Here is a 24893-nt window from a genome sequence, read left to right on the forward strand (position 1 = left end):
ATCGAGGACCTGCTGGCGGCGGAGCGCAAGACCTGGGACGACGTCGACGCCCGGATGACGCGGCCGATCGACGCGATCGCCCACCTGGTCGCGGCGGGCGGCAAGCGGCTGCGGCCGACGTTCTGCATCAGCGGCTATCTCGCCGCCGGCGGCGTGCTCGACGGCTCGCAGGCAGAGGACGCGGTCGTCTCGGCGGGCGCCGCGCTGGAGCTGCTGCACGCCTTCGCCCTGATCCACGACGACGTCATGGACAACGCCCCGACCCGCCGCGGCCGGCCCACGGTCCACATGAGGCACGCCGCCGTCCACGCCGACCAGGGCTGGGCGGGCGAGCCCCGCCGCTACGGCGACGGCGCGGCGATCATCGCGGGCGACCTGGCGTACGGCTACGCCCACACGGCCGTGGAGGCGCTGTCGGGCCCGGCGCGCCGGGTGTGGAACCACCTCGGCACCGAGATGATCTTCGGCCAGCAGCTCGACATGTCCCTGGCCGCCGAACTCGTCCCGGACCCGGCGCTGGCACGCTACGTCGCCGTCTGCAAGTCGGGCCAGTACACGATCCACCGGCCCCTGGCCCTGGGCGCGGTCATCGCCGGCCGCGACGACCTGGACGACGCCTTCGAGGCGTACGGCGTGGCGGCGGGCGAGGCGTTCCAGCTCCGCGACGACCTCCTCGACGCCTTCGGCGACCCGGAGGTGACGGGCAAGCCGGCGGGCCTCGACATCCGCCAGCACAAGATGAACCTGCTGCTCGCGCTCGCGGCGACGAAGGACGCGGAGGTGGCGCGCCTGGTCGCGGACGGCGGCGACTGGGACGCGGACCGCCTGCACGAGGCGCTGCGGGCGTCGGGGATGCGGGAGGAAGTGGAACAGCGCATCGAGGACCTGGTGTCGACGGCCCACAAGGCCCTGGAGGACGCCCCGCTGGCACCGGGCTGGCGGGAGCGGCTGAAGGAGATGGCCGTCAAGGTCGCCTACCGCGAGACCTGATCACCGACGGACGGACACCGCGCCCTCGCCCCCGGGTCGGCCGGGGACGAAGGCGCGGGCCCGTACCTCGGGCGGGGCGGGGCCACGCGCCCGGGAGATGGCCGGTGAAGGCGGTCTGGAAGAACGCGTTCTTGGCGAAGTGCTCCAGATAGCGGGGATCGCTGACTTCGAGCGTGAAGAACGCGGACGTCCCCTCGGGCTCGTCGGTGTCGGCGCCGGCCGGGTCCTCGTCGTCCTCCTCGATCTTCCAGGAGACGGTGATCTCTTCGGTACGGCGGGCGAACGCGCCCGGCTCCGGCGTGAGGCAGATGGAGGGGACGCCCTCCGAGAAGCCCCGCCCGCCGTAGGGGTCGATGCGGCCCTTGGAGAACTCCTCCGCCTTCACGCGGGATAAGCGGCTCGGCCGGCCGGACCACGCGGTACTCCGTCCCCGCCACCCGCACCTTCTGTACGACGATCCGCACCCGCAGACCGTCCCGGGTCAGGCGCGCCCGTGACGCCGCCATGCCGCTCCCTCCGGCCTGTCGTCAGTAGTAGCCCTTGGTGCCGTCGACGAGTTCGCGGACGATGTCCGCGTGGCCCGCGTGCCGTCCGGTCTCCTCGATGAGGTGGGTGAGGATCCAGCGGAGGTTGGCGCGCTTCCGGGGGAAGCCGGGGTGGCGGGCGACGTCGTCCAGGGAGGCCGCGGCGATGATCTCGTCGCTACGCGCGCACTGGGCCTCGTAGTCCGCGACGGCCTGCGCGAGGGTGACGCCGGCGGTGGACCAGTCCGCGTCCTCCCCCGCGGACTCGTCGAAGGCCGGGTTCCGCGAGCTGTCCCCGCCGAGGAAGATGACGTCGAGCCAGGCGTGCTCGGTCCAGCGCATATGGACGAGGAGCCCCGCCATGGTCATGAGCGGCGACGTCGGGACGACGGAGCGGTGCGCGTCCGCCTCGCTCAGTCCTTCGCACTTCCAGCGCAGGATTCTGCGCTGGAGTTCGAGCCAGCCGGTGAGCGAGGTGTGTTCGTCGGCGAGGAGGGGAGGGCGTTCGAAGACATGAGACATGGTGGGGGACGCTAGCGCGCGGGGTCAGGGTGTCGCAGGGTTTTCTGCGGGGCGCGGGCGGGCCCCGCGGGAACCGGCCCCCGCCACGCGAGGGACCGGCAGGGCCGGCCCCCGCCCCCTCCCCGCCTACGCCTCCGGCTTCTTCGCCATGACCACCACCCCCGGACCGGTCTGCCCGTCGGCCGGCAGCCGCAGTTCCGCGACCGGCCGCAGCCCCGCTCCCTCGATCACGGCGACGAACTCCTCCGGCCGCCACCTGTGCGTCGTCCAGCGCACGCCCTCCTTGCCGTACGCCTCCGTCCGGACCAGATCCCCCTCCCCCACGTGCGTCCCGGTGAGGAAGTGCCCGCCCGGCTTCAGCGCCCGCGCGAACAGACCGAGCACCTGCGGCAGGACGTCCCGCGGAAGGTTGAACAGCGACCACCACCCCAGCACGCCGCCCAGCGACCCGTCGGCGAGTTCGAGGTCGGTCGCGGAGGAGACGCTGAAGCGGCACTGCGGGTGCAGCCGGCGGGCGTTCTCGATCATGCCGGGCGAGAGGTCCACGCCGGAGGCGTCCAGGCCGCGTTCGGCAAGGTACGCGGTCACCTGGCCCGGCCCGCAGCCGACGTCGAGGACGGGGCCGGAGTCGCCCACGGCGTCGGCGAACACGTCGACCGCGGCCTTCAGCCAGGGGTACCGGCGGATGTCGCCCATTCCCGTCGTCCGCATCAACTGCACGTAGTTGTCGGCCACGTGGTCATAGGACGTGCGGACGGCGTCGAGGTCTGCGGGGCGGTCGATACGGGGGGTGTCAGCGCGCATCCCGTAAAGGTAGGGCAGGGGTCTGACAACGCCGCGGGGCGCCGGTCAGTCCTTGCGGCCGACGCCCGCGTAGATGCCGATCTCCTGGTACCGCTCGGGCGGCGGCATGTCCGGGCGCCAGAACGGGACCTGCACCAAGCCGGGTTCGACCAGGCCGAAGCCGTCGAAGAACGGCTCGATCTCCGCGTACGTGCGCAGGTTCAGGCCCGCGGTGGCCTTGTCGTAGACGGCCTGCGCGTCGGTGCGGTCGGCGAAGTCGCCGGTGGCGTGCGAGAGCACCAGGAAGCTGCCGGACGGCAGCGCGTCGCGCAGGGCGGCGACGATCTCCCGGGGCCGGTCCGCGTCGGTGAGGAAGTGGAGCACGGCCACGAGGAACACCGCGACCGGCTCGTCGAAGTCGAGGACCCGGCGGACGTCGGGGTGGTCCAGGATGGACCGCACGTCGCGGACGTCGGCCTGCACGATGCTCGTCGCGCCGGCCTGGCTGAGGAGCGCGTCGGCGTGGGCGCGGACGATGGGGTCGTTGTCGACGTACACCACCCGGGTTTCCGGCGCGGTCTCCTGGGCGGTCTCGTGCACGTTCGGCGCGGTGGGCAGGCCCGTACCGATGTCGAGGATCTGGCGGATGCCGTCGGCGACGACGTGGCGGACGGCGCGCTGGAGGAACGCCCGGTTGGCGCGCAGCCCGATCCGCGCCTCGGGGGCGGCGGCGACGAGCTGTTCGCCGGCCTGGCGGTCGACCTCGTAGTTGTCCTTGCCGCCCAGCAGGTAGTCGTAGATCCGCGCCGGATGCGGCCTGCTGACGTCGATCTCCTCGAAACGGAAGCCCTCCGTTGCCACACTGCGCTCCTCTCGACGTGCGCCACAGTAGTACGGCAGAACGGCAGTACGACCCCGGTTCGACCCTCCTGCCCGTCATCGCGCACGGCGACAGCCACGTGGAGGGAGCCGCATGGCTGAGGTGACGGTGCGGTGTTACCAGGGGTCCGCGGCGGCGGCGAAGCTTGAGGCGTTCCTGCCCGCGTATTGGGAGATCTACGCCGAGCCGCCGTACCGCGAGGGCCCGGAGGACGTCGCGGGCTTCGCCGAGTTGTTCGCCGTGCAGTCCGGCGGCCCGGCTTCCGTGTGGCGCTGGCCCTCGACCGCGGCGAGGAGGTCGCCCGCTTCGCCTACGGCTTCCGCCTGCCGCCCGGCACCGGGTGGTGGCGCAACCTCCCCCGGCCCCCGCCCGCCGAGTTCACCGCCGCGGACGGGCAGCGCACCTTCGCCGTGATCGAGCCGGCCGTGCGCAAGCCCTGGCGGCGGCAGGAGGTCGCCCGCCGGTTGCACGCCGCGCTCCTCGACGGCCTGGCGGTGGAGCGGGTGACGCTCACCGTGCGGCCGGAGCCCGAGGCGGCGCCGGCGCGGGCCGCGTACGAGTCGTGGGGGTACCGGAAGCTCGGCACGTCGCAGCCCAGTGCCTCCGCCCCTCTGTACGAGTCCATGGTTCTGCACCTGCGGCCAGGAGCCGCCGACAACCAGGCCCCGACCGCATAGCTGCTGGTCAGGGCCTTGGTGTGTGGGTGCCCCCAACGGGATTCGAACCCGTGCTACCGCCTTGAAAGGGCGGCGTCCTGGGCCACTAGACGATGAGGGCCGACGGCCCGCCGGGGCGCTGGCTGAGCTGCGCTCGGGGGCTCCAGCAGGATATGGGATGGCGGGGGAGATCGCCAAAACGATTCCTGCCCAGCCCTCGCGCGCATCCGGCGGGCCGTGGGACGGGGGGCCCGGAGGGACCCGGGCGGCTCAGGCGATGACGAAGAGGAGTGAGGCGAGGCCGAAGGCCGAGAGGCCGATCGTCGTCTCCATCACCGTCCAGGTCTTCAGCGTCGTCTTCACGTCCATGTTGAAGAACCTCCCCACCAGCCAGAAGCCCGAGTCGTTCACGTGGCTGGCCGTCACCGACCCCGCCGCCGTGGCCAGCACGATCGCCGCGAGCTGTACCGCGTTGTAGTCCGCGTCCAGCACCACCGGCTGGATCAGTCCCGCGGCCGTCGTCAGGGCGACCGTCGCGGAGCCCTGGGCGATGCGGAGTGCGGTGGCGACGACGTACGCGACGATGATGACCGGCAGGCCCAGGTCGCTCATGGCGTCGGCGAGGGCGTCGCCGATGCCGCTGGCGCGCAGGACGCCGCCGAACATGCCGCCGGCGCCGGTGATGAGGATGATCGCGCAGACCGGGCCGAGCGCCGAGTCGACGAGCTTCTCGATCATCTCCAGGCCCTTGCCGCGGCGCGTCCCCAGGACGTACGACGCGACGAAGACCGTCAGCAGCAGCGCCACCGGCGTCGAGCCGAGGGCGCGGGCGACGTTGTACCAGGACTCCGTGTCCTCCACCCAGCCCGCCGCGCGGGCGGTGTCCAGGCCGGTGTTGGCGAAGATCAGCACCAGCGGGAGGAGGAGCAGGCCGATGACGGTGGCCGCGCTCGGCGGGTCGGTGTCCTTCTCCTCCTGCGGGCCGCCGGTGAGGATGTCCGGCACCTGGAGGACGATCTTCTCGCCGATCCACAGGCCGTAGAGGTAGCTGGTGACGTACCAGATCGGGATGGCCATGACCACGCCGATCGCCACGACCAGACCCACGTCCGCGCCCAGCAGCTCGGTGGCGGCGACCGGGCCGGGGTGCGGCGGCACGAAGACGTGCATGACGGAGAACGCGCCGGCGGCGGGCAGCCCGTAGCGCAGGACGCCGCCGCCGAGGCGGCGGGCGATGGTGAAGACGATCGGCAGCATCACGACGAGGCCGGCGTCGAAGAAGATCGGGAAGCCGAAGATGAGCGACGCGACGCCGAGCGCGAACGGGGCGCGGTCCTCGCCGAACTTCCGGATCATGGCGTCCGCGAGGCTCTGCGCGCCGCCGCTCACCTCCACCAGCCGGCCCAGCATCGCGCCGAGACCGACGAGCAGCGCGACGCTTCCCAGCGTCGTGCCGAAGCCGGCGGTCGCCACGGGGATCACCTGGGCGGCCGGGATGCCGGCGGCGAAGGCGGTGAGGATGCTGATGGTGACCAGCGCGAGGAAGGCGTGCACGCGCAGGTAGATCACCAGGAAGAGGAGCACGGCCACGGCCGCGCCGGCTATCGCGAGCAGCGGGCCCGCGGACATCGTCTGGGTCCAGTCTTCGACCTCTTGGGCGAGATGCACCGTCGTCATCGGAAAAGCTCCATCGCTTCTCGGGTACGGGGACGGGGTTGCGGTCGGGGGTGAGGGGGCGGATCGGGTGAGCGGTTGAGGGGAGGGTGAGGGGTGAGCGGGTTGAGGGGAGGGTGAGGGGTGAGCGGGTTGAGGGGCGAGGCGTTAGCCGGCCGGTGGGGGCTGGGGCAGGCCCAGGCGGCGTAGCGACTCCTCCGCCACCTCCTCCGGCGTCCCCCCGATGTCCACCGCCACCCCGTCCTCGTCCCCCGCCAGCGGCTCCAGGTCCGCCAACTGCGAATCCAGCAACGCCGGCGGCATGAAGTGCCCCGACCTGCCGCCCAGTCGGCGGGCGAGCGTGTCGTGGTCGCCGTGCAGGTGGACGAAGCGCACGCGCGGGCCCGCTTCGCGGAGGATGTCGCGGTAGGCGCGCTTGAGGGCGGAGCAGGTGACGACCGCGTTCTCACCGGCGTCCGCCCACCCCGCCAGCCACGCGGCGATCGCCCGCAGCCACGGCTCGCGGTCGGCGTCGGTGAGGGGTGTACCGGCGCGCATCTTCGCGATGTTCGTACGGGGGTGGAAGTCGTCGGCCTCCGCGAGCGCCCAGCCGAGCCGGTCGGCCAGAAGCCGGGCGACGGTGCTCTTGCCGGCGCCGGAGACGCCCATGACCACGAGCCCGGTGTGGGTGCCCGGAGTGGCCCGCCGGTGCGTGGAAGGCGGGGACATCAAGACCTCCCTGGAACCAAGAATGGTGTTACCAATCGCCGGGAAAGGTAGCACCAATGTGCGAGATCGGGGAAGGACCCTGCCCGGGATACTCTTCAGCGGTGGAGCTACAGGGCGTTGGCCATGGGAAGCGGGAGAACGCGACGTCCCCGCCGCCCCCCGCCACCGACTCCGCCGTCCTGCACAGCTCGGTCCTCGACACCATCGGCGAGGAGATCACCGGCAACGCCCTCCCCGAGGGCCACGTGCTCACCCTGGAGCAGATCCGCGAGCGCTTCGGCGTCTCCCGCACCGTCGCCCGCGAGACCATGCGGATCCTGGAGTCGATGGGCCTGGTCCGCTCCCGCCGCCGGGTCGGCATCACCGTCCAGCCCCGCGCCTCGTGGAACGTCTACGACCCCCGCGTCATCTGGTGGCGCCTCTCAGGCCCCGGCCGCAACGCCCAGCTCCGCTCGCTGACCGAACTCCGCATCGCCGTCGAGCCGCTCGCCGCCGGTGCCGCCGCCCGCAGCGCCTCCGCCGCGGAACGCGAACGGGCCACCGAGATCGCCGCCACCCTCCGCACCCTCGGCGAGGCCGGCGACCTCGACCGCTTCCTGGAGGCGGACATCGCCTTCCACACCCTGCTGCTCCAGGCCAGCGGCAACGAGATGTTCGGCGCGCTCGCCGACGTCGTCGCCGTCGTCCTCCAGGGCCGTACCCAGCTCGGCCTCATGCCCCACCACCCCGAGCCCGCGGCCCTCGAGCTGCACGAGGCCGTCGCCGACGCGGTCGCGGGCGGCCGGCCGCGGGACGCGGAGACCGGGATGCGGGAGCTGCTGGCGGAGGTGCGGCACGCGATGCTGCCGCTGTGGGAGCCGCGTACGCGCAGGGGGTGAGCGCACGTACGGGCACCTCACGCCCACCGGTGACGCGCGCCTGCGTCCGGTACGCCCGTCCCCGTACGGCAAAGGGCCCCGCCCGTCGTCCTTCGACGACCGGCGGGGCCCCTCGGCTCTCCGGCTCCTGTGAGCCGGAGGCCGTCAGTGCTTCTCCAGCTCCACCTTCGGCAGGATCTTCGCGAGCGGCGCCGGCAGCCACCAGGCGCGCTTGCCCATCAGCTCCATCGCCGCGGGCACGATCATGCACCGGATGATGACCGCGTCGACGAAGATCGCCACCGCGAAGGCCAGGCCCGACTGCTGGAGCATCCGGGTCGGGCTGAGGATGAAGGCCGCGAAGATCACGATCATGATCGAGCCCGCCGCCGTGATCACCGAGCCGGTGTGGGCCAGGCCCTCCCGTACGGCGCGCGAGGGGTCGCCGTCCTTGGAGTTGACCCATTCCTCGTGCATGCGGGAGATGAGGAAGATCTCGTAGTCCATCGAGAGGCCGAAGACGATCGCGAAGATCATCACCGGCACGTACGCCTCGATCGGTCCGCCCTCGAAGCCGAACCGCCCGTCCTGGAAGACCAGCTTCATCACGCCCAGCGCGGCGCCGATGCTGAGGAGGTTGAGGAACGCGGCCTTCAGCGGGATGAGAATCGATCGGAAGACCGCCATGAGCAGGACGATCGCGAGCCCCACGACGATGATCATGAACAGGGGCATCCGGTCGGCGAGCTTGCCGGCGTAGTCCTCGGACGCGGCCGTTCCGCCGCCCACGAAGTACTCCGCGCCGTTGTCCGCCGTCAGCCCCGGCAGCACGTCGTCGCGGAGGGTGCCGACCAGCTCCGTGGTCTTCTCGTCCTGCGGCGAGGTGACGGGGTAGACGAGGACCATCGCGGCCTCGCCGTCAGGCGTGGGAATCGGGGGCGCGGTGGCGGCGACGCCCTCGGTCTCGCCCAGCGTCTGCGCCGCCGCGGTGGCGGCCTCTTCCGCGGTGCCGTCGCCGCCCTCGGTCACGACCAGCAGCGGGCCGTTGAACCCGGGGCCGAAGCCGTCGGAGAGCAGGTCGTACGCCTGGCGGCTGGTGGAGTCGCTCGGGTCGTTGCCCGCGTCGTTGAAGCCGAGGCGGATGCTCAGCGCCGGGAAGGCGAGGGCGCCGAGGAGCACCGCCGCCGTCAGCAGGGCGGCCAGCGGGCGCTTCTGCACCGCCGTCGCGAGCTTCCGCCACCGCTCGCCGTCCTGGGCCTTGCCCTTGGCCTTGCGCTTCTCGGCCCGCGCGAGGAACTGGCGGGCGAAGCGCTTGCCGAAGATGCTGAGCAGCGCGGGCAGCAGGGTCAGCGAGGCGATCATCGTCATCAGCACGGTCAGTGCCACGGAGAGCGCCATGCCCTGGATCGAGCCGAGCCCGAGGGCGGTGAGGCCGAGGAGCGCCAGGAGGACGGTGCAGCCGGCGAAGAAGACCGACCGGCCCGCGGAGTCCATGGCCGTGATGGTGGCCCGCTCCGGCTCCACGCCCTTCACGAGCTCGGTCCGGTAGCGCGCGAAGATCAGCAGCGCGTAGTCGATGCCGACGCCGAGGCCGACGAGGAACATGACCGGCGGCGTCCAGGACGCGATGGTGAAGAGGTGCGACGCCAGGATGATGACCCCGACCGTCGAGCCGACCGCGAAGAGGGCGATCACGATGGGCAGGCCGGCCGCGATGAAGGTGCCGAACATCACCACCAGGATGACCAGCGCGGCCACGAGGCCCACCATCTCGCCGACGCCGGTCTCACCCTCCGCCAGCGCCCGGACGGCTTCACCGCCCAGCTCGACCTGGAGTCCCTCGCCCTCGATCTCCTGTGCGGCGTCGAGGATGCGCTCGGTGTCCTCCACCGGCATGTCCACCGACGGCACCTCGAGCTGCACGGTGGCGTAGCCGATCGTGCCGTCCTCGGAGATGGCGTTCGGGTTCTCGTAGACGCTCTGGACGCCGCCGACGTTGGGCAGCTCCGCGACCTCCGCGAGCATCGGGTCGACGCGCTGCTGCACCTGGGCGAGCCCGCCCTCGTCGTGCAGGACGATGTCGATGGTGTCCCCGGCGCGCTCCGCACCGTGCTCCGCCAGCAGGTCGGCGGCGGCCTGCGCCTCGGTGCCCGGGAGGGACATGTCGTCCTTGTAGGTGTCGCCCACGGCGGTGGCCACGCCGTACACGCCGAACAGGACCGCCACCCACAGGATCACGGCGATCCATTTGCGTCGGTAGGCGAAACCCCCGACCCGGACGAACACCCCCTTTTGCAGGGGCGGTTCCGCGGTCTCTTCTCGATTATCGGTCATCGTCATGGTCTCTTCCCCGGAGGGTCGTCAAGCGTCCCCGGGGTGGCCCCGGGCTTCCGTAGCCTGTTGACGACGTAGCCCTTCGAGGTGTGACATGGACACTCGTCGGAACCGGGCCGTGTCACCATGTGACCGGCCCTTCGGCTGAACGGGACAGGGGAATGACGAATCGGGACGCGCAGGAAGCCGCACCGGACACCCTAGAGGGCGCCCCGCGGGACACGGAAGAACGGCTCGCGCGGTCTTTCGAGGCCAACCGGCCGCGGCTGCTCCGTGTGGCGTACACGATGACCGGCTCCCTGGTGGAGGCCGAGGACTGCGTGCAGGAGGCGTGGCTGCGGCTGCGGCGGCTCGACGACCCCGGCCATGTCCGCGACCTGACGGCCTGGCTGACGACGACGGTCAGCCGGCTGGCGCTGGACGCGCTGAGCAGCGCGCGGGCACGGCGCGAGCAGTACGTGGGCACGTGGCTGCCCGAGCCGCTGGTGGCGGAGCGCTCGGACGATCCGGCCGACCGGGTGACGCTGGACGAGTCGGTGAGCATGGCGCTGCTGGTGGTGCTGGAGCGGCTGTCGCCCGCCGAGCGCACCGCGTTCGTGCTGCACGACGTCTTCAGCGTGCCGTTCCCCGAGATCGCCGAGGTCGTCGGCCGCTCGCCGGCGGCGGTACGGCAGTTGGCGTCGCGGGCGCGGCGGCAGGTAGAGGACGGCAGGCCGCGGACGCCGGCGACGGAGGCGCAGCAGCGGGAGCTGGTGGCGGCGTTCACGGCGGCGTGCCAGGACGGCGACCTGCCGGGGCTGATCGCGCTCCTCGACCCGGACGTGGTGCTGCGGGGCGACGGCGGCGGCAAGGCCGTCACGCTCCAGCGCACCGAGCGCAAGTCGGGCCGGGTGGCGCAGATGATCGTCGCGTACGCGGGCTACGTGGGCCCGTTGGACATCCGTCCGATCAAGGTCAACGGCACGGCGGGGCTGGCGATGCGGGGCAACGACGGGTATCTGTCGGTGCTGTCGTTCACGGTGGACGCGGGGCGGATCACGGCGATCGACATCATGCGCAACCCCGACAAGCTGGCGAGGGTCCCGGACCTGGACTGAGACCCGGGCCGAGACCCGGACCGAGCGGGGCCGCCGTCCGCGGCGGCCCCGGCGGCCCCGGGGGGCCCGGAGGGCCCGGGGCCCGGCACTCAGCTCCGCGGGACCGGGAAGGCCACCGGGCTGCGCTGCCCGGCGCGGTTCACGGCCCGTACGCCGAAGAAGAGGTTGTCCTTCGACGCGCGCACGGTGTGCCGGGTCACGTCGCCGACCGGCTCCACCTCCGTCCACTCCGGCGCCGTCGTCTCCCGCCGCACCACCTCGTACCCGGCGAGGTCCGGCTCCGTACCGCGGTCCCACACCAGCTCGGTGTCGTTGGTCAGCGCGGAGGTGACGATGCCCACGCCCGTCGGCGTGCCCGGGGCCTGGGCGAGGGTCCAGACGGCGGCGAGGTTGACCCTCGCGACGCGCGCGACGTAGTCGAAGTCACAGAAGTCGGGCAGGTCGCCGTACTGCTTGCCGTCCTCCACACGGACGTCCTGGTGCTGGTGCGCGTAGTCCTCGGCGGGCTCGGTGAAGCGGGCGGCGGGGAAGCGGCGTTCGAGGAACGGGATGTGGTCGCCGCCGCGGAGGTAACGGTCGCGGCGGTAGATCACCCGGACGCCCATGCCGGTGGCGTCGTTCTCCGCCACGTCGCGGACGAAGCGGGCGAGCTGCCGCGCCGGGGAGTCGTTCTCGCCGCCGACGGAGCGGCGCGTGTTGGCCTCGGCGGGGGTCTCGGCGGTGGGGACGCCCTCGGCGAAGAGCCGTACGGTCCGGGGGTCGCGGGTGCCGTCGTCGGCGGTGGAGCTGCCGACGATGTCGTTGGTGAACATGCCCTGGACCCGGACGCCGCCGGCCCGGAACTGCTCCGCCATGTGCGCGGCCCCGTACAGCCCCTGCTCCTCCCCCGCCACCGCGGCCAGCACGATCGTCGCGGCGGTGCGGCGGGTGGCCAGCACCCGGGCCAGCTCCATGGCGACGGCGACGCCGGAGGCGTCGTCGTCGGCGCCCGGGGCGTCGGAGGTGGCGTCCATGACGTCGCTGGCGCGGGAGTCGTAGTGGCCGGAGACGACGTAGACGCGGTCGGGGTCGGTGTCGCCGCGCAGGGTGGCGAGGACGTTGGTGATGCGGGTGGGGACGGGGATGCGGTTGGCGGGCTGCTGGACGTACGACTGCAGCTCGACGGTCATCCGCCCGCCGGAGGCGGCGGCGTGCCGGCGCATCCGGCGGTGGATCCAGTCGCGGGCCGCGCCGATGCCGCGGTCGGGGTCGTCCTGGACGGAGAGGGTGTGCCGGGTGCCGAAGGCGGCGAGGCGGCGTACGTCGGCCTCGATCCGGCCGGCGTCCACCTCGGCGAGCAGGGCCCGCAGCTCCCGTCCCGGCCGCTGGGCGGTGGCGGGCGGCCGGCCGGCGCCCTGGTCCGCGGGCGCGGCGGGGCCGCTCGCGGCGGCGGGCCCGGCCGTGATCCCGGCGGCGGCGGTGGCGGCGGCACCGGCCGCCAGGACGGTCCTCCGGTTCGTACCTCGCGGGTGCGGCGACACGGGGTCTCCCCTCCGTAAACTGGCAGTGGCCATGTCAATTACGGGTGCTGCCATGCTCGTTGACGCCGACGCACCTGACAACCCCGCGCCACGGCATACCGAGGCCGGCCGCACCGGGCGGAACGAGACGCCCCCACGCCGGTGGTGGGCCGGGTGGGGGCGTCGGGCCCGGACGGGTGGTCCGGGGCGGGCGGGCGGGGGAGGGTCCGCCCGCCCGGTCAGGGGGCGGTGCCCCAGGTGAGGGTGCCGGAGGAGTAGACGCCGACCCGCGGGTTGTCCGCGTAGCCGGTGTTCGTCGCGCGGCTGTAGTCGTCCGCCTCGTTGAAGGTCGACCAGTCGCTCTTCGCCAGCCGCACCTGGATCTCGCCCGTCGACGCGCCCGGCGCCAGCGTGCCGGAGCCGAAGCCGACCTCCAGGTACCGGTCCGCGCCGGGTGCGGAGGAGCCGGACGCGCTCACGCCGTGCGTGACGCTCCCGCAGCCGACGACGGCCCAGTCGCACCACGTGGAGAACGACGTCGCGCCGGAGTCGCCGCTGAACCAGTAGCGGACCTTGACCGAGGCCAGGTTCACCGGCGTGCTGCCGGTGTTGACGAGCTGGAGGCCCATCCGGATCTGGTTGTCGGTCACGGCCGAGTCGGTGTTCTTGTACTGCACCTTCACCGCGCCGCCCCCGCCGCCGTCGCTGCCGGTGGTGGCGGTCACCGTGGACGTACGCGCCGAGGCGTTGCCCGCCGCGTCGCGGGCGCGGACGGCGTAGGCGTACGACGTGCTCGCCCGCAGCCCGCTGTCCGTGAACGATGTGCCGGCCGTCGAGCCGACCTGCGTGCCGTCGCGGAAGACGTCGTACGCGGTGACGCCGACGTTGTCGCTCGACGCCGTCCAGGACAGGGAGGCGCTGGCGCCCGTCGTCCCGGTCACCCGGAGCCCGGTGGGCACGGTCGGCGCCTGGGTGTCGTCGCCGGGGCCGGGACCGCCGCCGTCGACCGGCGGGTAGGCGTTCGCGACGAGCTGGCGGAACTGCGCGGAGAACCAGTGACCGGCGAGCGGGGAGTCCGCGAGGGCGCCGGTGGGGTTGTTGCCGTTGCGCGGGTTGCCCTCGTACGTGGGGTCGCACATCCGGTCGAAGCCCTTGCCCTCATCGTTGTCGATGGGGCGGCTGGAGCCGTCCGACTCGCCCGGGGGCTTGGCCCACACATACGCGTCGATCCCCGACTCGGGTGCGGCGACGGGCCGTTCGCCCAGACCCGCGCCGGACTGGTTGCACCAGTTCCCGGCGTGGATGCGCCGGTCGACGCGGCCGCCGTCGACGAAGGCGTCCACGGAGGTCGTCGGCCCGGGGCCGGTGGGCCGGGCCGCGCCGCCCCAGCCGTTGCGGGAGGTGTCGATCAGCATGCCGATGCCCGGGTCGAAGCCGCCGCGGGAGACGAGCAGGTCGCGCAGCGCCTGGGCGTAGGACAGTTCGTCGGCGTACTGGTTCCAGTCGATCCACTCCGCCTGCCGCACCGGGGTGCTGCCCACGTTGCCGCCCACCTCGAAGTACGGCTCGTGCAGGGCGGAGTAGTTGGCCGTGTTGACGATGAATCCGTGCACGTCGGAGACGGTGGCGCCCTCGGAGGTGGCGGCCTTCTTGAACTCGTCCACGGCGGGCGCCAGGTTGGAGTCCCAGCCGAGCCAGCCGTGGTGGGCGGCGTCGACGTAGTTGTAGACGTTGGGGATGTCGGCCAGCGTGCTCAGCGCGTAGCCGACGCCCTTCTCGTAGTTGCCGAGCTGCTTCATCTGTACGCAGGCGTCGGTGGAGCCGTCGGTGCCGCCGGCGTTGGTGACCATGTTGGGCAGCGAGTCCGGCTCGATGAGCGTGACGATCCGCAGGCTGGCGTACTTGGGGTCGGCCAGGATGTCGGCGATCGGGTCGATGTACTCGGACTTGTAGAGGCCGAGTTCCTCGGGCTTCAGCTCGCCGTTGGAGGCGAGCGCGGAGCAGTCGCGGCCCGGCAGGTTGTAGATGACGACCTGGAAGAGGTCGGCACCCTGGTCGAGCGCCTCGTCCAGGTGCCGTTCCAGACCCCAGGCCGCGCCGATTCCGCCGATGGCGGCGCGGCGGTCCATCCAGACGAAGGTGGGCTGGTCGGCGATCGCCTCACCGCCGTCGGCGGTGGCCCTCGCGGCCCACTGGGGGTTCACGTACGGGGTGGCGCCGGCGTACGGGTTGTCCACGCGGGCGGCCGCCGCGCCCGCGGCGGGCGCCGCGGTGCCGGTGAGCACCAGCGTGGCGCCGACGGCGAGTGCGGCGAGGATTGCGGCGGGCCGCCACGGTCTGCGGCGCGTACGGGCACGGGTGCTGGCGCGTGGTCCGCCACTTCGGCCGGGGCTGCCGCCACTGCCGGTTCCACTGCTGCTTCTTCGCACTGTCATCGCGGCTCTCGTGCTCCTCTCGGATAGCGGGACCGGTGGCGGGACGCAGCGGGAAGGCTCTCCCGCCACCGGGGCTTTGCGTGCGTGCGCGGCACGTGGGGGAGTGCCCTCGGATCGACGTGCGGAGCACGTGCGCGGCGCACTGCCTGCCACGTACGTGCCACGTGCGTACTGCGTGCAAGGCTTGAAGCTATGGGAGCGCTCCCACCGTCGGGCAAGCCCGCGGGGCTGTCAACCCCCCGCGCACGAACCGTTCGAGCACCCCCCGCCTCACCGGCAGGTTCCCCCGTACGGAGATCTGAAGAATCCGCCGGAGCGCAACCCTTCGCCCCCCGCGTCGTTTTCCGGGCCGGAAACACCTCTCGCACGGACGGGTGGACAATGCTGCGGCTACTGAACAGAGCACTGGGCCGGTTGACCGGCCTCCAGATCCGGCGCGCGCCCAAGCCGCACCGGAAGAAGACGAAGGCCGCCGCCCCCGCCGTGCGCCCCGGCCGCCGGCCCGACTACCGCCCACCCCGGAACCCGCAGGTCGACCGGCTGATCCGGCAGCCCGTCTTCATCATCACCCCGGTACGTTCCGGCGCCACCCTGCTGCGCATGCTCCTCGGCGGCCACTCCCGGCTGCACGCGCCGCACGAACTGCACGTGCGCCGGCTGGAGGTCACCGCGGGCACCGAGCTGGCCGTCGAGGCGATGAACGAGCTGGACCTCCAGCGCACCGACCTGGAGCACCTGCTCTGGGACCGCGTGCTCCACCGCGAGCTGGTCCGCTCCGGCAAGGACATCCTGGTCGAGAAGACGCCGAACAACGCCTTCGCGTACCAGCGCATCGCCGCCTGCTGGCCCGACGCCCGCTTCGTCTTCCTGCTGCGCCACCCGGCCTCCATCGCCCAGTCCTGGTACGAGGCCGACCCCTCCCAGCGCACCCCCGAAGAGGCCGCGCTCCAGGCGCTGCACTACACCCGCGCCACCGAGCGCGCCCGCCGGGAGCTGCCGGGACACCTCGTGCGCTACGAGGACCTCACCACCGACCCCGAGAGCGTGCTCCGCAGCATCTGCGACTTCCTCGGCATCGCGTACGAGCCGGAGATGCTCGACTACGGCACCCGCGAGGAGGGCGAGCTGCCCAAGGGGCTCGGCGACTGGAAGGAGAAGATCCGCAGCGGCCGCGTCCAGCAGGGCCGCGCGCTGCCCGAGCCCGCCGAGGTGCCCGAGCCGCTGCGGGAGATCAGCGCCGCGTGGGGCTACCTCACGGACCCCGCGGGAGCGCCCGCGGACGCGGCGGCCGACGACCCCTGCGCCGAGGTCACCGAGGTTTGGCCGCGCGACGGGCTCATCCGCATCGTCGGCCGCCTCCACGGCGTCCCGGCGGCCGAGGAGCCCGCGCCCCGCTGGCGGCTGGCGGTCACGCTCACCGGCTCGCCCGAGCGCCGCCTGGACTACCCCGCGACGCTGCACGGCGACACGTTCGAGGCCAGCGTGCCCGTCGTCGACCTGGCGCCCTCCGGGATCGCGCTGCCGGCGAAGTGGGACCTCCACCTCACCACGGGCGCGGGCGCCCGGGAGGTCCGGCTGCGGGCCACCCGGATCCTCGACGACATCGAGCAGAAGAAGAACATCATGGTGTTCCCCGCCCAGTCCGTGTCGTCCGACGCCGACACGATCCAGGTCAAGCCCTACTACACCGTCCGCGACAACCTCTCCATCGCGTGCCAGCTCCGCGACGACCTCTCCCGGACGCTCTCGTGAAGATCCGCTATCTGCTCCTGAACGCGTACGGCAAGGGCGGCACCATCCGCACGGTCTTCAACCAGGCCGGCTCCATGGCCGCCGCGGGCCACGACGTCGAGGTGATCAGCGTCCTGCGCCGCCGCGAGTCGCCGTGGTTCCCGCTGGACCGGCGGGTGCGGGTGACCGCGATCGTCGACTCCTACGGCGCCCCCGCCGGCCCCGAACCGCGGGTGTGGGCCGCCCGGTTCAGCAACCGCGGCCGGCCCTCCCGGTTCGTGCCGAACGGCGAAGTTTCGCGCGAGCACTTCACGCGGGACGTGGAGACCCGGGTGATCCGCTGGATGGCGCGGCTGCGCGGCGGGGTGCTCGTCACCACCCGCCCGTCGCTCAACATCCTCGCCGCGCAGCACGCCAGCACCGACGTGATCCGGGTCGGCCAGGAGCACATGAACCTGGCCACCCACCACCCCGACGTGCGCGCCGCCATCACCCGGCTCTACTCGCGCTTCGACGCGGTCGCCGTGCTCACCGGGCGGGACCGCGAGGAGTACGCGCGGCTGCTGCCCGGCACCCGCGTCGTGTGCATCCCCAACGCCGTCCACACGGGCACGAAGCGGCAGTCGACGTACGCGAACCACATCGTGGTCGCGGCGGGCCGGCTGAAGAACCAGAAGGGCTTCGACCTCCTCATCCCGGCGTTCGCGCAGGCCGTCGCCACCCGCCCGGACTGGCAGTTGCGCATCTTCGGCACCGGCGACAAGGAACCGCAGCTCCGGCGGCTCATCGAGCGGCACCACGTGTACAACCACGTCTTCCTCATGGGCTTCACTGCCCGGCTCGACGACGAACTGGCCAAGGCGTCGATGTTCGTGCTGAGTTCGCGCTTCGAGGGCCTGCCGATGGTGATGATCGAGTCGATGACGCACGGCCTGCCGGTGGTCAGCTACGACTGCCCGACGGGGCCGGCGGACGTCCTCACCGACGGCCGCGAGGGGCTGCTCGTACCGCCGAAGAACGTCGGCGCGCTCGCGGTGGCCATGGGGCAGATGATGGACGACGAGGGCATGCGCGTGGACATGGGCATGGCAGCGCTCGCCAAGTCGCGGATGTACGCGCCGGAGGCGGTGCATCCGCGGTGGGAGGAGCTGTTCGCGTCGCTGGCGGCGGAGCGGGCGGCGCCGCGGCGGAAGCTCGTACGGACGGCGGCCTGAGGGACCGTACGGGAAACGGCCCTTGATCCGTCTTTGGACCAAGGGCCGTGCTGCCGTGCTGCCGTACGGGCCGGTCAGCGACCGTTCACGTACGGCCCGTACGGCATGTCCGGCATGACGCGCTCGCGGTCAGCGCGCCCGGTAGGCGTCGAAGATCCGCTGCTGGACGCTGTTTCCCTGCTTGTCCACGGCCTTCGCCTTGAACGACACGCTCTTGCCCGCGGCCGGGTTGACCACGGACACCTTGCCGTCCCGCACGGGCAGCTCCTTCCAGGTCGCGCCCCCGTCGGTGGAGGCCCACACGGTCAGCGACTTGAGGTTGCTGCCCGCCGCCGAGCCCAGCACCTTCACCGGCACCGACTTCGTCGCGCCCGCGTTGGAGCTGCTCGCCGCCGACAGCGTCGGCGAGTAGCGCACCACGGAGAACGGCAGCTTCTTCGGGCTGTCGGTACTGGCGGAGGAGAACGTCCAGGTGGCGGTCACCTTCGTGGACGTCCGCGCCACCGTGGCCGGGCGGGTGGAGCTGGTGGTCAGCTTGTAGTCGGCGCTGCCCGCCGGCACCGTGAACCCCACGCCGATCGGGATGTCGGCCACCGACCCCAGCTTCGTGCCGTTGCGGTAGAGGGTGGTGTCGGCGTTCTCGTACTGCGAGTAGCCGTAGTGGGCGGGGTTGTCGAGGTAGACCGGGAGCAGGGCGTCGATCGTGTTGCCGTCGCGGTAGACGCCGGTGTCCTTGGTGAGGATCGGGCCGACCACGGCGGCGTTGAAGGACTCCTTGTACGTGCTGCCGCCGGCGTAGGTGCGCGCCTCCGTGCTGTAGGCGATGTCCTCCCACTCCTCGCCGAGCTGCCAGTACTCCAGCTGCCAGTTGATGCGGTCGCCGCCGCGCACGTAGAGCGTGCCCTTGTACGGCAGTTCCCTCGCCGTGGCCGTGGCGCCGGTGCTCCCGCCGATGTACGGCACCGCCCAGACCAGGCCCTGCCGGCCTTCCGCCGAGGAGCCGAGCGTGAGGTCGAGCTTGGCCAGCTCGCTCTGCGGGGTGGCCCGCGTGATGCCGGTCCAGGCGGTGGTGCGGTTGGCGTCGCTGTAGACGGTCTGGTATTCGGTGCGCGCGCCGCTCGCGAAGTTCGCCTGCACCTGCTGGTACAGCTCGCCGGCGGCGAGCGCCGGGCCGAGGTGCGCGGTGCGGGCGTCGACGTCGCCCTCGACGGAGGTGCCCAGCCCCATGCCCCCGGCATCCGCGCTGACGTCCACGGTGACGTCGAGGTTCGTCCGCACGGCAGCGCCGTCCGGCACGGTGAGGTCGACCGGCTTCGCGGTCCTGGCGTCGAGGGTGACGGTCGTGTCCCCGGTGACGTCCAGGCGCGGCTGGTTGATCCAGTCGTACTCGGTGAGCGTGTCGCCGTCGAACTTCGCGACGTCACCGTTGAGCAGGTAACGGCCCTTGGGCACGCGCACGGTGGCGGTGCTCTGGCCCGCGCGCTCCTCCCAGATCTCCCAGTTGCTCTCCTCCATGCCGGTCAGCAGCGCGGTGCCGTCCGTGGTCGGCTGCCCGTCGCGGCCGAGGAACTTCAGGGTGACGTCGTACGCCTCGCCCTCGCGCTCCACGCCGCCCGGGGTGACGACGCGCTGGCCGTCGCCGGTCGCGGTGACGTACACCGAGTAGGCGCCGTCGACGTCCCCGCCGCGGCGGGTGTCGACGGTCACCGGCAGCTCGGCGGTGCCGCCGGCCGGGACGGTGATCACGTCGGTGCCCATGCTGAACATCCCCGAGGGCGCGGCGGCGCCGCCGGGCTGCACGGTGGACGCGGTCAGCGACAGCGTGACGTCCTCGGTGCCCAAGTTCCGGTAGGTGATGGTCTTCGTCACCGGCTGGTCGTCCTGGTGCGGCCACTCCTGCCGGCCGAAGCTCAGCGACGTCGGCTCGCTCACCACCGACTGCCCCACCGCTTGGTCCGCGGCGATGAGCCCGGCGCCCTGGCCGAACGCGCCGCGCTTGGCGGCGGGCTTGGCGGACGCGGAGAGCGCGGCCTTGAGCTGCTGGCCCGTCCAGTCCGGGTGCTGCTCGGCCAGCAGCGCGGCGGCGCCCGCGACGTGCGGGGTCGCCATGGACGTACCGTCGATCGTCAGATACCCCTCGGGGTTCTGCCCGACCTCCTGGTCGATGACGCTGCCGGGCGCGGCGGCCGCCGTGATCGCCACGCCGGGGGCGGTGACGTCGGGCTTGACCGCGCTGTCGCCGATCCGCGGGCCGCGGGACGAGAAGCCCGCCAGGCCGCCGTTCGCACCGACCGCGCCCACGGTGAGCGCGGCGTCGGCGGATCCGGGCGAGGAGATGGTGTGGCTGCCGGAGCCCTCGTTGCCGGCGGCCACCGCGAAGAGCACGCCCTCGTCGGCGGAGATCCGGTTGACGGCCTCCTCCAGCGGGTCGACCTCGGGGGTGTCGCCGCCGCCGAGGCTGAGGTTGACGATGTCGGCGTCCTGGGCGACGGCCCACTCGAAGCCGGCGAGGATGCCGGAGTCGTCGCCGTAGCCGTCGTCGTCGAGCACCTTGCCCGCGAGCAGCTTCGCCTCCGGCGCGACGCCGGTGAACTTGCCGCCCGACTTCGCGCCCGTACCGGCCGCGATGGAGGCGACGTGGGTGCCGTGGCCGTAGCGGTCCTCGGCGTCGGCGGCCGGGGTGAAGTTCTCGCTGGCGACGACCTGCCCCGCGAGGTCCGGGTGGGTCTCGTCGACGCCGGTGTCGAGCACGGCGATCTTCACGCCGTCGCCCTTGTAGCCGGCCTCCCAGGCGGCGGGGGCGCCGATCTGCGGCACGCTGACGTCCAGGCTCGCGCGGCGCACCCCGTCCAGCCAGACGCGCTTGACCCCGGACTCGGCGGCCAGCGGCTCGGCGGCGCTGCCGCCGCGCTGGGCACGCGTCAGCGCCTTCCAGGCCCCGGCCGCCTCGCCCTTGGCGGTGGTGACGGCCTCGGCGTTGAGCCGCGGGAAGCGGTGCTCGACGTCGGTGCCGTCGGCGGCGTGCAGCCGGTTCTGCGCCGCGGGGCTCTCGCCGCGGTAGTCGACGATGAGCTTCAGGCCGGCGCGCTGCTGGCGTACGTACTCGGGGCGCGCCTGCAACGTGACGTCGAACAGCCGGCGATCCAGCGTGCCGTCCGCGACGAGCGCGGTGGCGTCCCGCGGGACGACGTAGGTGTGGCCGTCCCGCTCGAAGGTGCGTACGGGTATCCCCGCGCGGCCCGGCCCCCGGTCGATCACCACGGCCTTGCCGTCGGCGTCGACCCGTACCCGGTCACCGGTGATCAGCGTCACCCAGGTGCCGCCCTGCTTCGCGTACTGCGCCTGGCCGTTCCCCCCGGACGACCCGGCAGCGCCGGCCGAGCCGGCTGCCGGCGAGGCGGACGCCGCGGGCGCGGCCGTGAGGCCCGCCGTGAGCGCCGTCGCCGCGGCAGCCGCTAAGGCTGCGGCCCTCGCCCTCTTGATGTGTCTGCGCACTGAACCCCTCCCATTGCCTCACGAGGCCGGGAGTCACTGGCGCCCCCGCCCTCATTCGCACAATGATCCGACAAACCGCGCGGAGTTACTCCCTCCGTTGAGCGGTTTGCCGGACGGCGGGGCGAGAGCGCAGGTCAGGGGGTGGTGAGGAGAGTTGTTCAGCGGGCGGTTTTGTTCAGCGAGAACAAGCACTGCTGTTCGTACGGACGTTACCCGCCGTACAGCTCACTCCTGGTCCTCCTCGCGGAACTCCGCCCAGATCGCCTTGCCGTCCCCCCGCGGCTCCACGCCCCAGTTGTCGCACAGCGCCTGCAACAGCAGCACCCCGCGGCCCGACGACCCCATCTCCCCCGGGTGCCTGCGGTGCGGAAGGTTGCCGTCCGCGTCGGCGATCGTCATCCGCAGTACGCGCCGTCCCGGCGGTCCCGTGAGGTCCGCGAGGACGTTGGCGGTGCTGTCGGTGTGCACCATGACGTTCGCGATCATCTCGGAGAGCGCCAGCTCCGCCGCGTCGATCTGGTCCGCCGTCGCCCAGTCGTAGAGCAGGCCGCGCAGTTGGTGCCGGGCGTCGGAGATGCGCTGCTGCTCGGACTGCGGCACCGCCAGGTACATGTGCCGCTCCGACTCCGGGTGCGCCAGCCGGGTCGCGCCCGCGGTGCGGAGCAGGACGAACGCGATGTCGTCCTGGCTGCGCCCGGAGTGCGGCCCGCGGGTGGCGTACGAACCGGGCCCCGTGACCGTGTCCACGATCGCCTCCGCCACCGTCTCCAGATCCGCGCCGAGCGTCGCCCCGAACGCGGCGCCGAGCCGGGCCTGCCCGCTGTACAGGTCGTGGCCACCGGTCTCCACCAGGCCGTCGGTGCACAGGAGCATCGTCTCGTCCGGGTCGATCTTGTGCTCGGAGAGCGGGTACACGGGGTCGTCCTCGACGCCGAGCGGCAGGCCGCCGTCGCTGGGGTGGATGATCAGCGTGCCGTCGGGCAGCGCCACCGCCGGGTCGAGGTGGCCGGCGCGGGCCACCGTCAGCGTGCCGGTCACCGGGTCGGCCTGGAGGTACAGGCAGGTGGCGAAGCGGGCGTCGGCGGGGTCGCCGGCCCGCCGCTCGTTGAGCCGGGTGAGGAAGGCGGAGGCCCGGGCCAGCACCGCGTCCGGGCGGTGGCCCTCGGAGGCGTACGCGCGGATGGCGATACGGAGCTGGCTCATCAGCCCCGCGGCCCGTACGTCGTGCCCCTGGACGTCCCCGATGACCAGGGCCGTCTGCCCGGAGGGCAGGCCGAAGACGTCGTACCAGTCGCCGCCGATCTGCAGCCCGCCGCCGGAGGGGACGTACCGCGCCGCCACGTCGAAGCCGGGGACGCGCGCGACCGCCGGCATCATGCTGCGCTGCAGCCCGTCCGCCAGCTCCCGCTCGGACTCGTGTACGTGTGCGTCGGACAGCGCCTGCGCCAGCATCCGCGCCACCGTCGTCAGCACCGACCGCTCGTCCGGCGTGAACGGCACCACGTCCTCGAACGCCGCCATCCACGCCCCGACCGTCCGCCCCTCGGCGATCAGCGGCAGGAACGCCCACGACCCGCGCGGCACGGCCTGCACGTACCGCCACGCCTCGGGGAAGCGGCGCTCGTACTCCTCGCGTCCCGCGATGTACACCGCGCGGGAGGTGCGGGCCGCCTCCGCGGAAGGGAAGGAGGAGTCCATGGGGATGGTGCGGAAGGGCCCGGTCTCCTCGGGGCGGTAGCCGTGCTGACCGATGAGGACCAGGTCGTCGCCCTCCACCGCGAAGACCCCCATGCCGTCCGGTGAGAACCCCGGCATCGACAGCGACGCCGCCACCCGCAGCACCTGGTCGGTCGAGCGCGCCTCCGCGAGCGCGCGGCCGGCGGAGAGCAGGAACGCCTCGCGCGACAGCCGCCAGTCGCTGGTCCCCGGCGGCCCGGCGGCGGGCCCGGCGGGTGCGTCGATGACCTCCTGGATGGTGCCGACGATGTCCGTCTGCTCCCCCGGCGCCGACTCCAGCGCCCGCATCCGGCAGCGCACCACCCGTACGACGTCACCCTCGGTGTCGACGACCCGCAGCCGGCCCTCGGCGAGGGTGCCCTCGGCGAGGGCGAGGTCGAGGATGCCGTTGAGCTCGATGAAGTCGACGCCGTGCAGCCGGCCGCGTACCGCGGAGGCATGCACGGTGACGCACGCGGGCGGCAGCCCGAGCAGCCGGGCGGCCTGCGGATCCAGCACGACCCGGTCGGTGTGCGCCGCCCAGCGCCAGACGCCCGTACCCAGACCGGATAGGACCTCTTCGGTGCGCATTGCCCACATTTTATGCTTCAGCGAGCAAAATATGCTGCTTTGCGGCATTCTGCCCATCCGGGCGAGGCGTGGGTGGGGCGGCTTCCGCGCCTCGCCCGGAGGGAGCAGCCTCGTGGCGTGCCGGGCACCGGCGGGGAGGTACGCCGGCTGAGTCGTCCGTCTCTCCTCACCGAGACGGCTTACGGACCGCATCCGGGCCGGGGGACGATCGACGGAGGCAGGCTTTCGACCCCTGCCCGAGCCGAACGGGAGAAGAGCCCTGTGACCAGCGCCGGCAATGCCGAACGCGACCGGGTGGCGGAGTTCCGCCGCGCGCTCGGCCTGGAGCATCTGATCGACGTGCACACCCACTTCATGCCGCAGCGGGTGCTGGCGAAGGTGTGGGCGTACTTCGATGCCGCCGGCCCGCTGGTCGGACGGCCCTGGCCGATCATGTACCGGCAGGAAGAGGCCGAGCGGGTGGCGCTGCTGCGCGGCTTCGGGGTACGCGCGTTCACGTCGATGCTGTACCCGCACAAGCCGGGGATGGCGCGGTGGCTCAACGACTGGTCCGCCGACTTCGCCGCCCGCACCCCGGACTGCCTGCACACGGCGACGTTCTTCGCGGAGCCGGGCGCGGCGGACGACGTACGGCGGGCGGTGGGGCAGGGGGCGCGGGTGTTCAAGTGCCACCTCCAGGTCGGCGCGTACGACCCGAACGACCCCGTGCTCGACGAGGTCTGGTCCCTCCTCGCCGACGCCGCCCTCCCGGTCGTCACCCACTGCGGCTCCGGCCCGGTCCCGGGCCCGTACACCGGCCCGGCGCCGATCGCGGCGCTGCTGAAGCGGCACCCGCGGCTGCGGCTCATCGTGGCGCACCTGGGGATGCCGGAGTACGAGGACTTCCTGACGCTGGCGGAGCGCCACGAGGACGTCATGCTCGACACGACGATGGCGTTCACCGCCTTCTCCGAGTCCGCCGCCCCCTTCCCACCCCACGCCCGCCCCCGCCTGGCCGCCCTGCGGGACCGCATCCTGCTGGGCACGGACTTCCCGAACACCCCGTACCCGTACGCGGCGGCCCTGGACGCGCTGACCACCCAGGACCAGGACGACGACTGGCTCCGCGCCGTCTGCCACGACAACGCGGCCCGCCTCTTCGGGCTGGAGGCGACCCGCGGCTTCGTTTAGGGGACCCGGCCGGGGTT

At 72.8% G+C, this 24893-nt stretch carries 17 protein-coding genes, 1 tRNA gene and 1 pseudogene; 7 read left to right on the plus strand and 12 right to left on the minus strand.

Going from position 1 to position 24893, the window contains the following annotated elements; genetic code table 11:
• Positions 1–54: 54 nt before the first annotated feature.
• Positions 55–990, plus strand: a complete 936-nt coding sequence (locus tag FB457_RS19560) for a polyprenyl synthetase family protein (protein ID WP_486589084.1) — start codon at positions 55–57, stop codon at positions 988–990.
• Here FB457_RS19560 and FB457_RS19565 read toward each other — a convergent pair.
• From FB457_RS19565 to FB457_RS19580, 4 genes are all read right to left on the minus strand, one after another.
• Complete coding sequence (locus tag FB457_RS19565) at positions 965–1375, minus strand: hypothetical protein (RefSeq protein WP_052770382.1); 411 nt, start codon at positions 1373–1375, stop codon at positions 965–967. The genes FB457_RS19560 and FB457_RS19565 overlap by 26 nt on opposite strands.
• A 142-nt stretch (positions 1376–1517) precedes the next feature.
• A complete protein-coding gene (locus tag FB457_RS19570; protein ID WP_047017178.1) occupies positions 1518–2036 on the minus strand; it encodes a DinB family protein in 519 nt (172 codons plus the stop codon).
• A 126-nt stretch (positions 2037–2162) separates the two neighbouring features.
• On the minus strand, positions 2163–2840 hold the full coding sequence (locus FB457_RS19575) for a class I SAM-dependent methyltransferase (RefSeq protein ID WP_047017177.1): 678 nt from the start codon (positions 2838–2840) through the stop codon (positions 2163–2165).
• 45 nt (positions 2841–2885) lie between these two features.
• Positions 2886–3680, minus strand: coding sequence for an SAM-dependent methyltransferase (locus FB457_RS19580; RefSeq protein WP_047017176.1), 795 nt, complete (start codon positions 3678–3680; stop codon positions 2886–2888).
• Between the two features lie 112 nt (positions 3681–3792).
• Between FB457_RS19580 and FB457_RS19585 the strand changes: the two are divergent.
• Positions 3793–4376, plus strand: a pseudogene (locus FB457_RS19585) (GNAT family N-acetyltransferase).
• Between the two features lie 27 nt (positions 4377–4403).
• Here FB457_RS19585 and FB457_RS19590 read toward each other — a convergent pair.
• From FB457_RS19590 to FB457_RS19600, 3 genes are all read right to left on the minus strand, one after another.
• Positions 4404–4476 (minus strand) — tRNA-Glu (locus FB457_RS19590).
• A gap of 149 nt (positions 4477–4625) precedes the next feature.
• Positions 4626–6032, minus strand: a complete 1407-nt coding sequence (locus tag FB457_RS19595; RefSeq protein ID WP_145782592.1) for a GntP family permease — start codon at positions 6030–6032, stop codon at positions 4626–4628.
• A 144-nt stretch (positions 6033–6176) separates the two neighbouring features.
• On the minus strand, positions 6177–6737 hold the full coding sequence (locus tag FB457_RS19600; RefSeq protein ID WP_145782594.1) for a gluconokinase: 561 nt from the start codon (positions 6735–6737) through the stop codon (positions 6177–6179).
• Positions 6738–6838: 101 nt separating this feature from the next.
• Between FB457_RS19600 and FB457_RS19605 the strand changes: the two genes are divergently transcribed.
• A complete protein-coding gene (locus FB457_RS19605) occupies positions 6839–7615 on the plus strand; it encodes a FadR/GntR family transcriptional regulator (RefSeq protein ID WP_216725714.1) in 777 nt (258 codons plus the stop codon).
• A 144-nt stretch (positions 7616–7759) separates the two neighbouring features.
• On the opposite strand, the gene FB457_RS19610 is transcribed toward FB457_RS19605, so the two are convergent.
• Positions 7760–9934 (minus strand): MMPL family transporter, encoded by a 2175-nt coding sequence (locus tag FB457_RS19610; protein ID WP_173534865.1) that lies wholly within the window; start codon positions 9932–9934, stop codon positions 7760–7762.
• Positions 9935–10089: 155 nt separating this feature from the next.
• On the opposite strand from FB457_RS19610, the gene sigJ reads away from it, so the two are divergent.
• The gene (gene sigJ / locus FB457_RS19615) at positions 10090–11025 is read left to right on the plus strand and encodes an RNA polymerase sigma factor SigJ (protein WP_047017172.1); all 936 of its coding nucleotides are present in this window, start codon (positions 10090–10092) and stop codon (positions 11023–11025) included.
• 89 nt (positions 11026–11114) lie between these two features.
• Here the strand turns inward: sigJ and FB457_RS19620 are convergent, their stop codons facing one another.
• Positions 11115–12545, minus strand: a complete 1431-nt coding sequence (locus FB457_RS19620; protein WP_145782596.1) for a M28 family metallopeptidase — start codon at positions 12543–12545, stop codon at positions 11115–11117.
• Positions 12546–12763: 218 nt separating this feature from the next.
• Positions 12764–14809: a glycoside hydrolase family 6 protein gene (locus tag FB457_RS19625; RefSeq protein WP_145782661.1), complete on the minus strand. Its 2046-nt coding sequence runs from the start codon at positions 14807–14809 to the stop codon at positions 12764–12766.
• Positions 14810–15373: 564 nt separating this feature from the next.
• Between FB457_RS19625 and FB457_RS19630 the strand changes: the two genes are divergently transcribed.
• Positions 15374–16711, plus strand: a complete 1338-nt coding sequence (locus FB457_RS19630; protein WP_486589077.1) for a sulfotransferase family protein — start codon at positions 15374–15376, stop codon at positions 16709–16711.
• Positions 16708–17904 carry a glycosyltransferase family 4 protein gene (locus FB457_RS19635; protein WP_145782600.1) on the plus strand — a complete coding sequence of 399 codons (1197 nt, stop codon included), beginning with the start codon at positions 16708–16710 and terminating at the stop codon, positions 17902–17904. Before FB457_RS19630 ends, FB457_RS19635 begins: the two co-directional genes overlap by 4 nt.
• Positions 17905–18033: 129 nt before the next feature.
• On the opposite strand, the gene FB457_RS19640 is transcribed toward FB457_RS19635, so the two are convergent.
• Together FB457_RS19640 and FB457_RS19645 are read right to left on the minus strand one after the other, a co-directional pair.
• Positions 18034–21399: a S8 family peptidase gene (locus FB457_RS19640; protein WP_047017167.1), complete on the minus strand. Its 3366-nt coding sequence runs from the start codon at positions 21397–21399 to the stop codon at positions 18034–18036.
• Between the two features lie 225 nt (positions 21400–21624).
• Entirely contained in the window at positions 21625–23706 is a 2082-nt protein-coding gene (locus FB457_RS19645) for a SpoIIE family protein phosphatase (RefSeq protein WP_145782602.1), read from the minus strand.
• A gap of 261 nt (positions 23707–23967) precedes the next feature.
• On the opposite strand from FB457_RS19645, the gene FB457_RS19650 reads away from it, so the two are divergent.
• Positions 23968–24876 carry an amidohydrolase family protein gene (locus FB457_RS19650; protein WP_047017165.1) on the plus strand — a complete coding sequence of 303 codons (909 nt, stop codon included), beginning with the start codon at positions 23968–23970 and terminating at the stop codon, positions 24874–24876.
• Positions 24877–24893: the final 17 nt, after the last annotated feature.

Source organism: Streptomyces sp. CNZ287 (genome assembly GCF_007827615.1).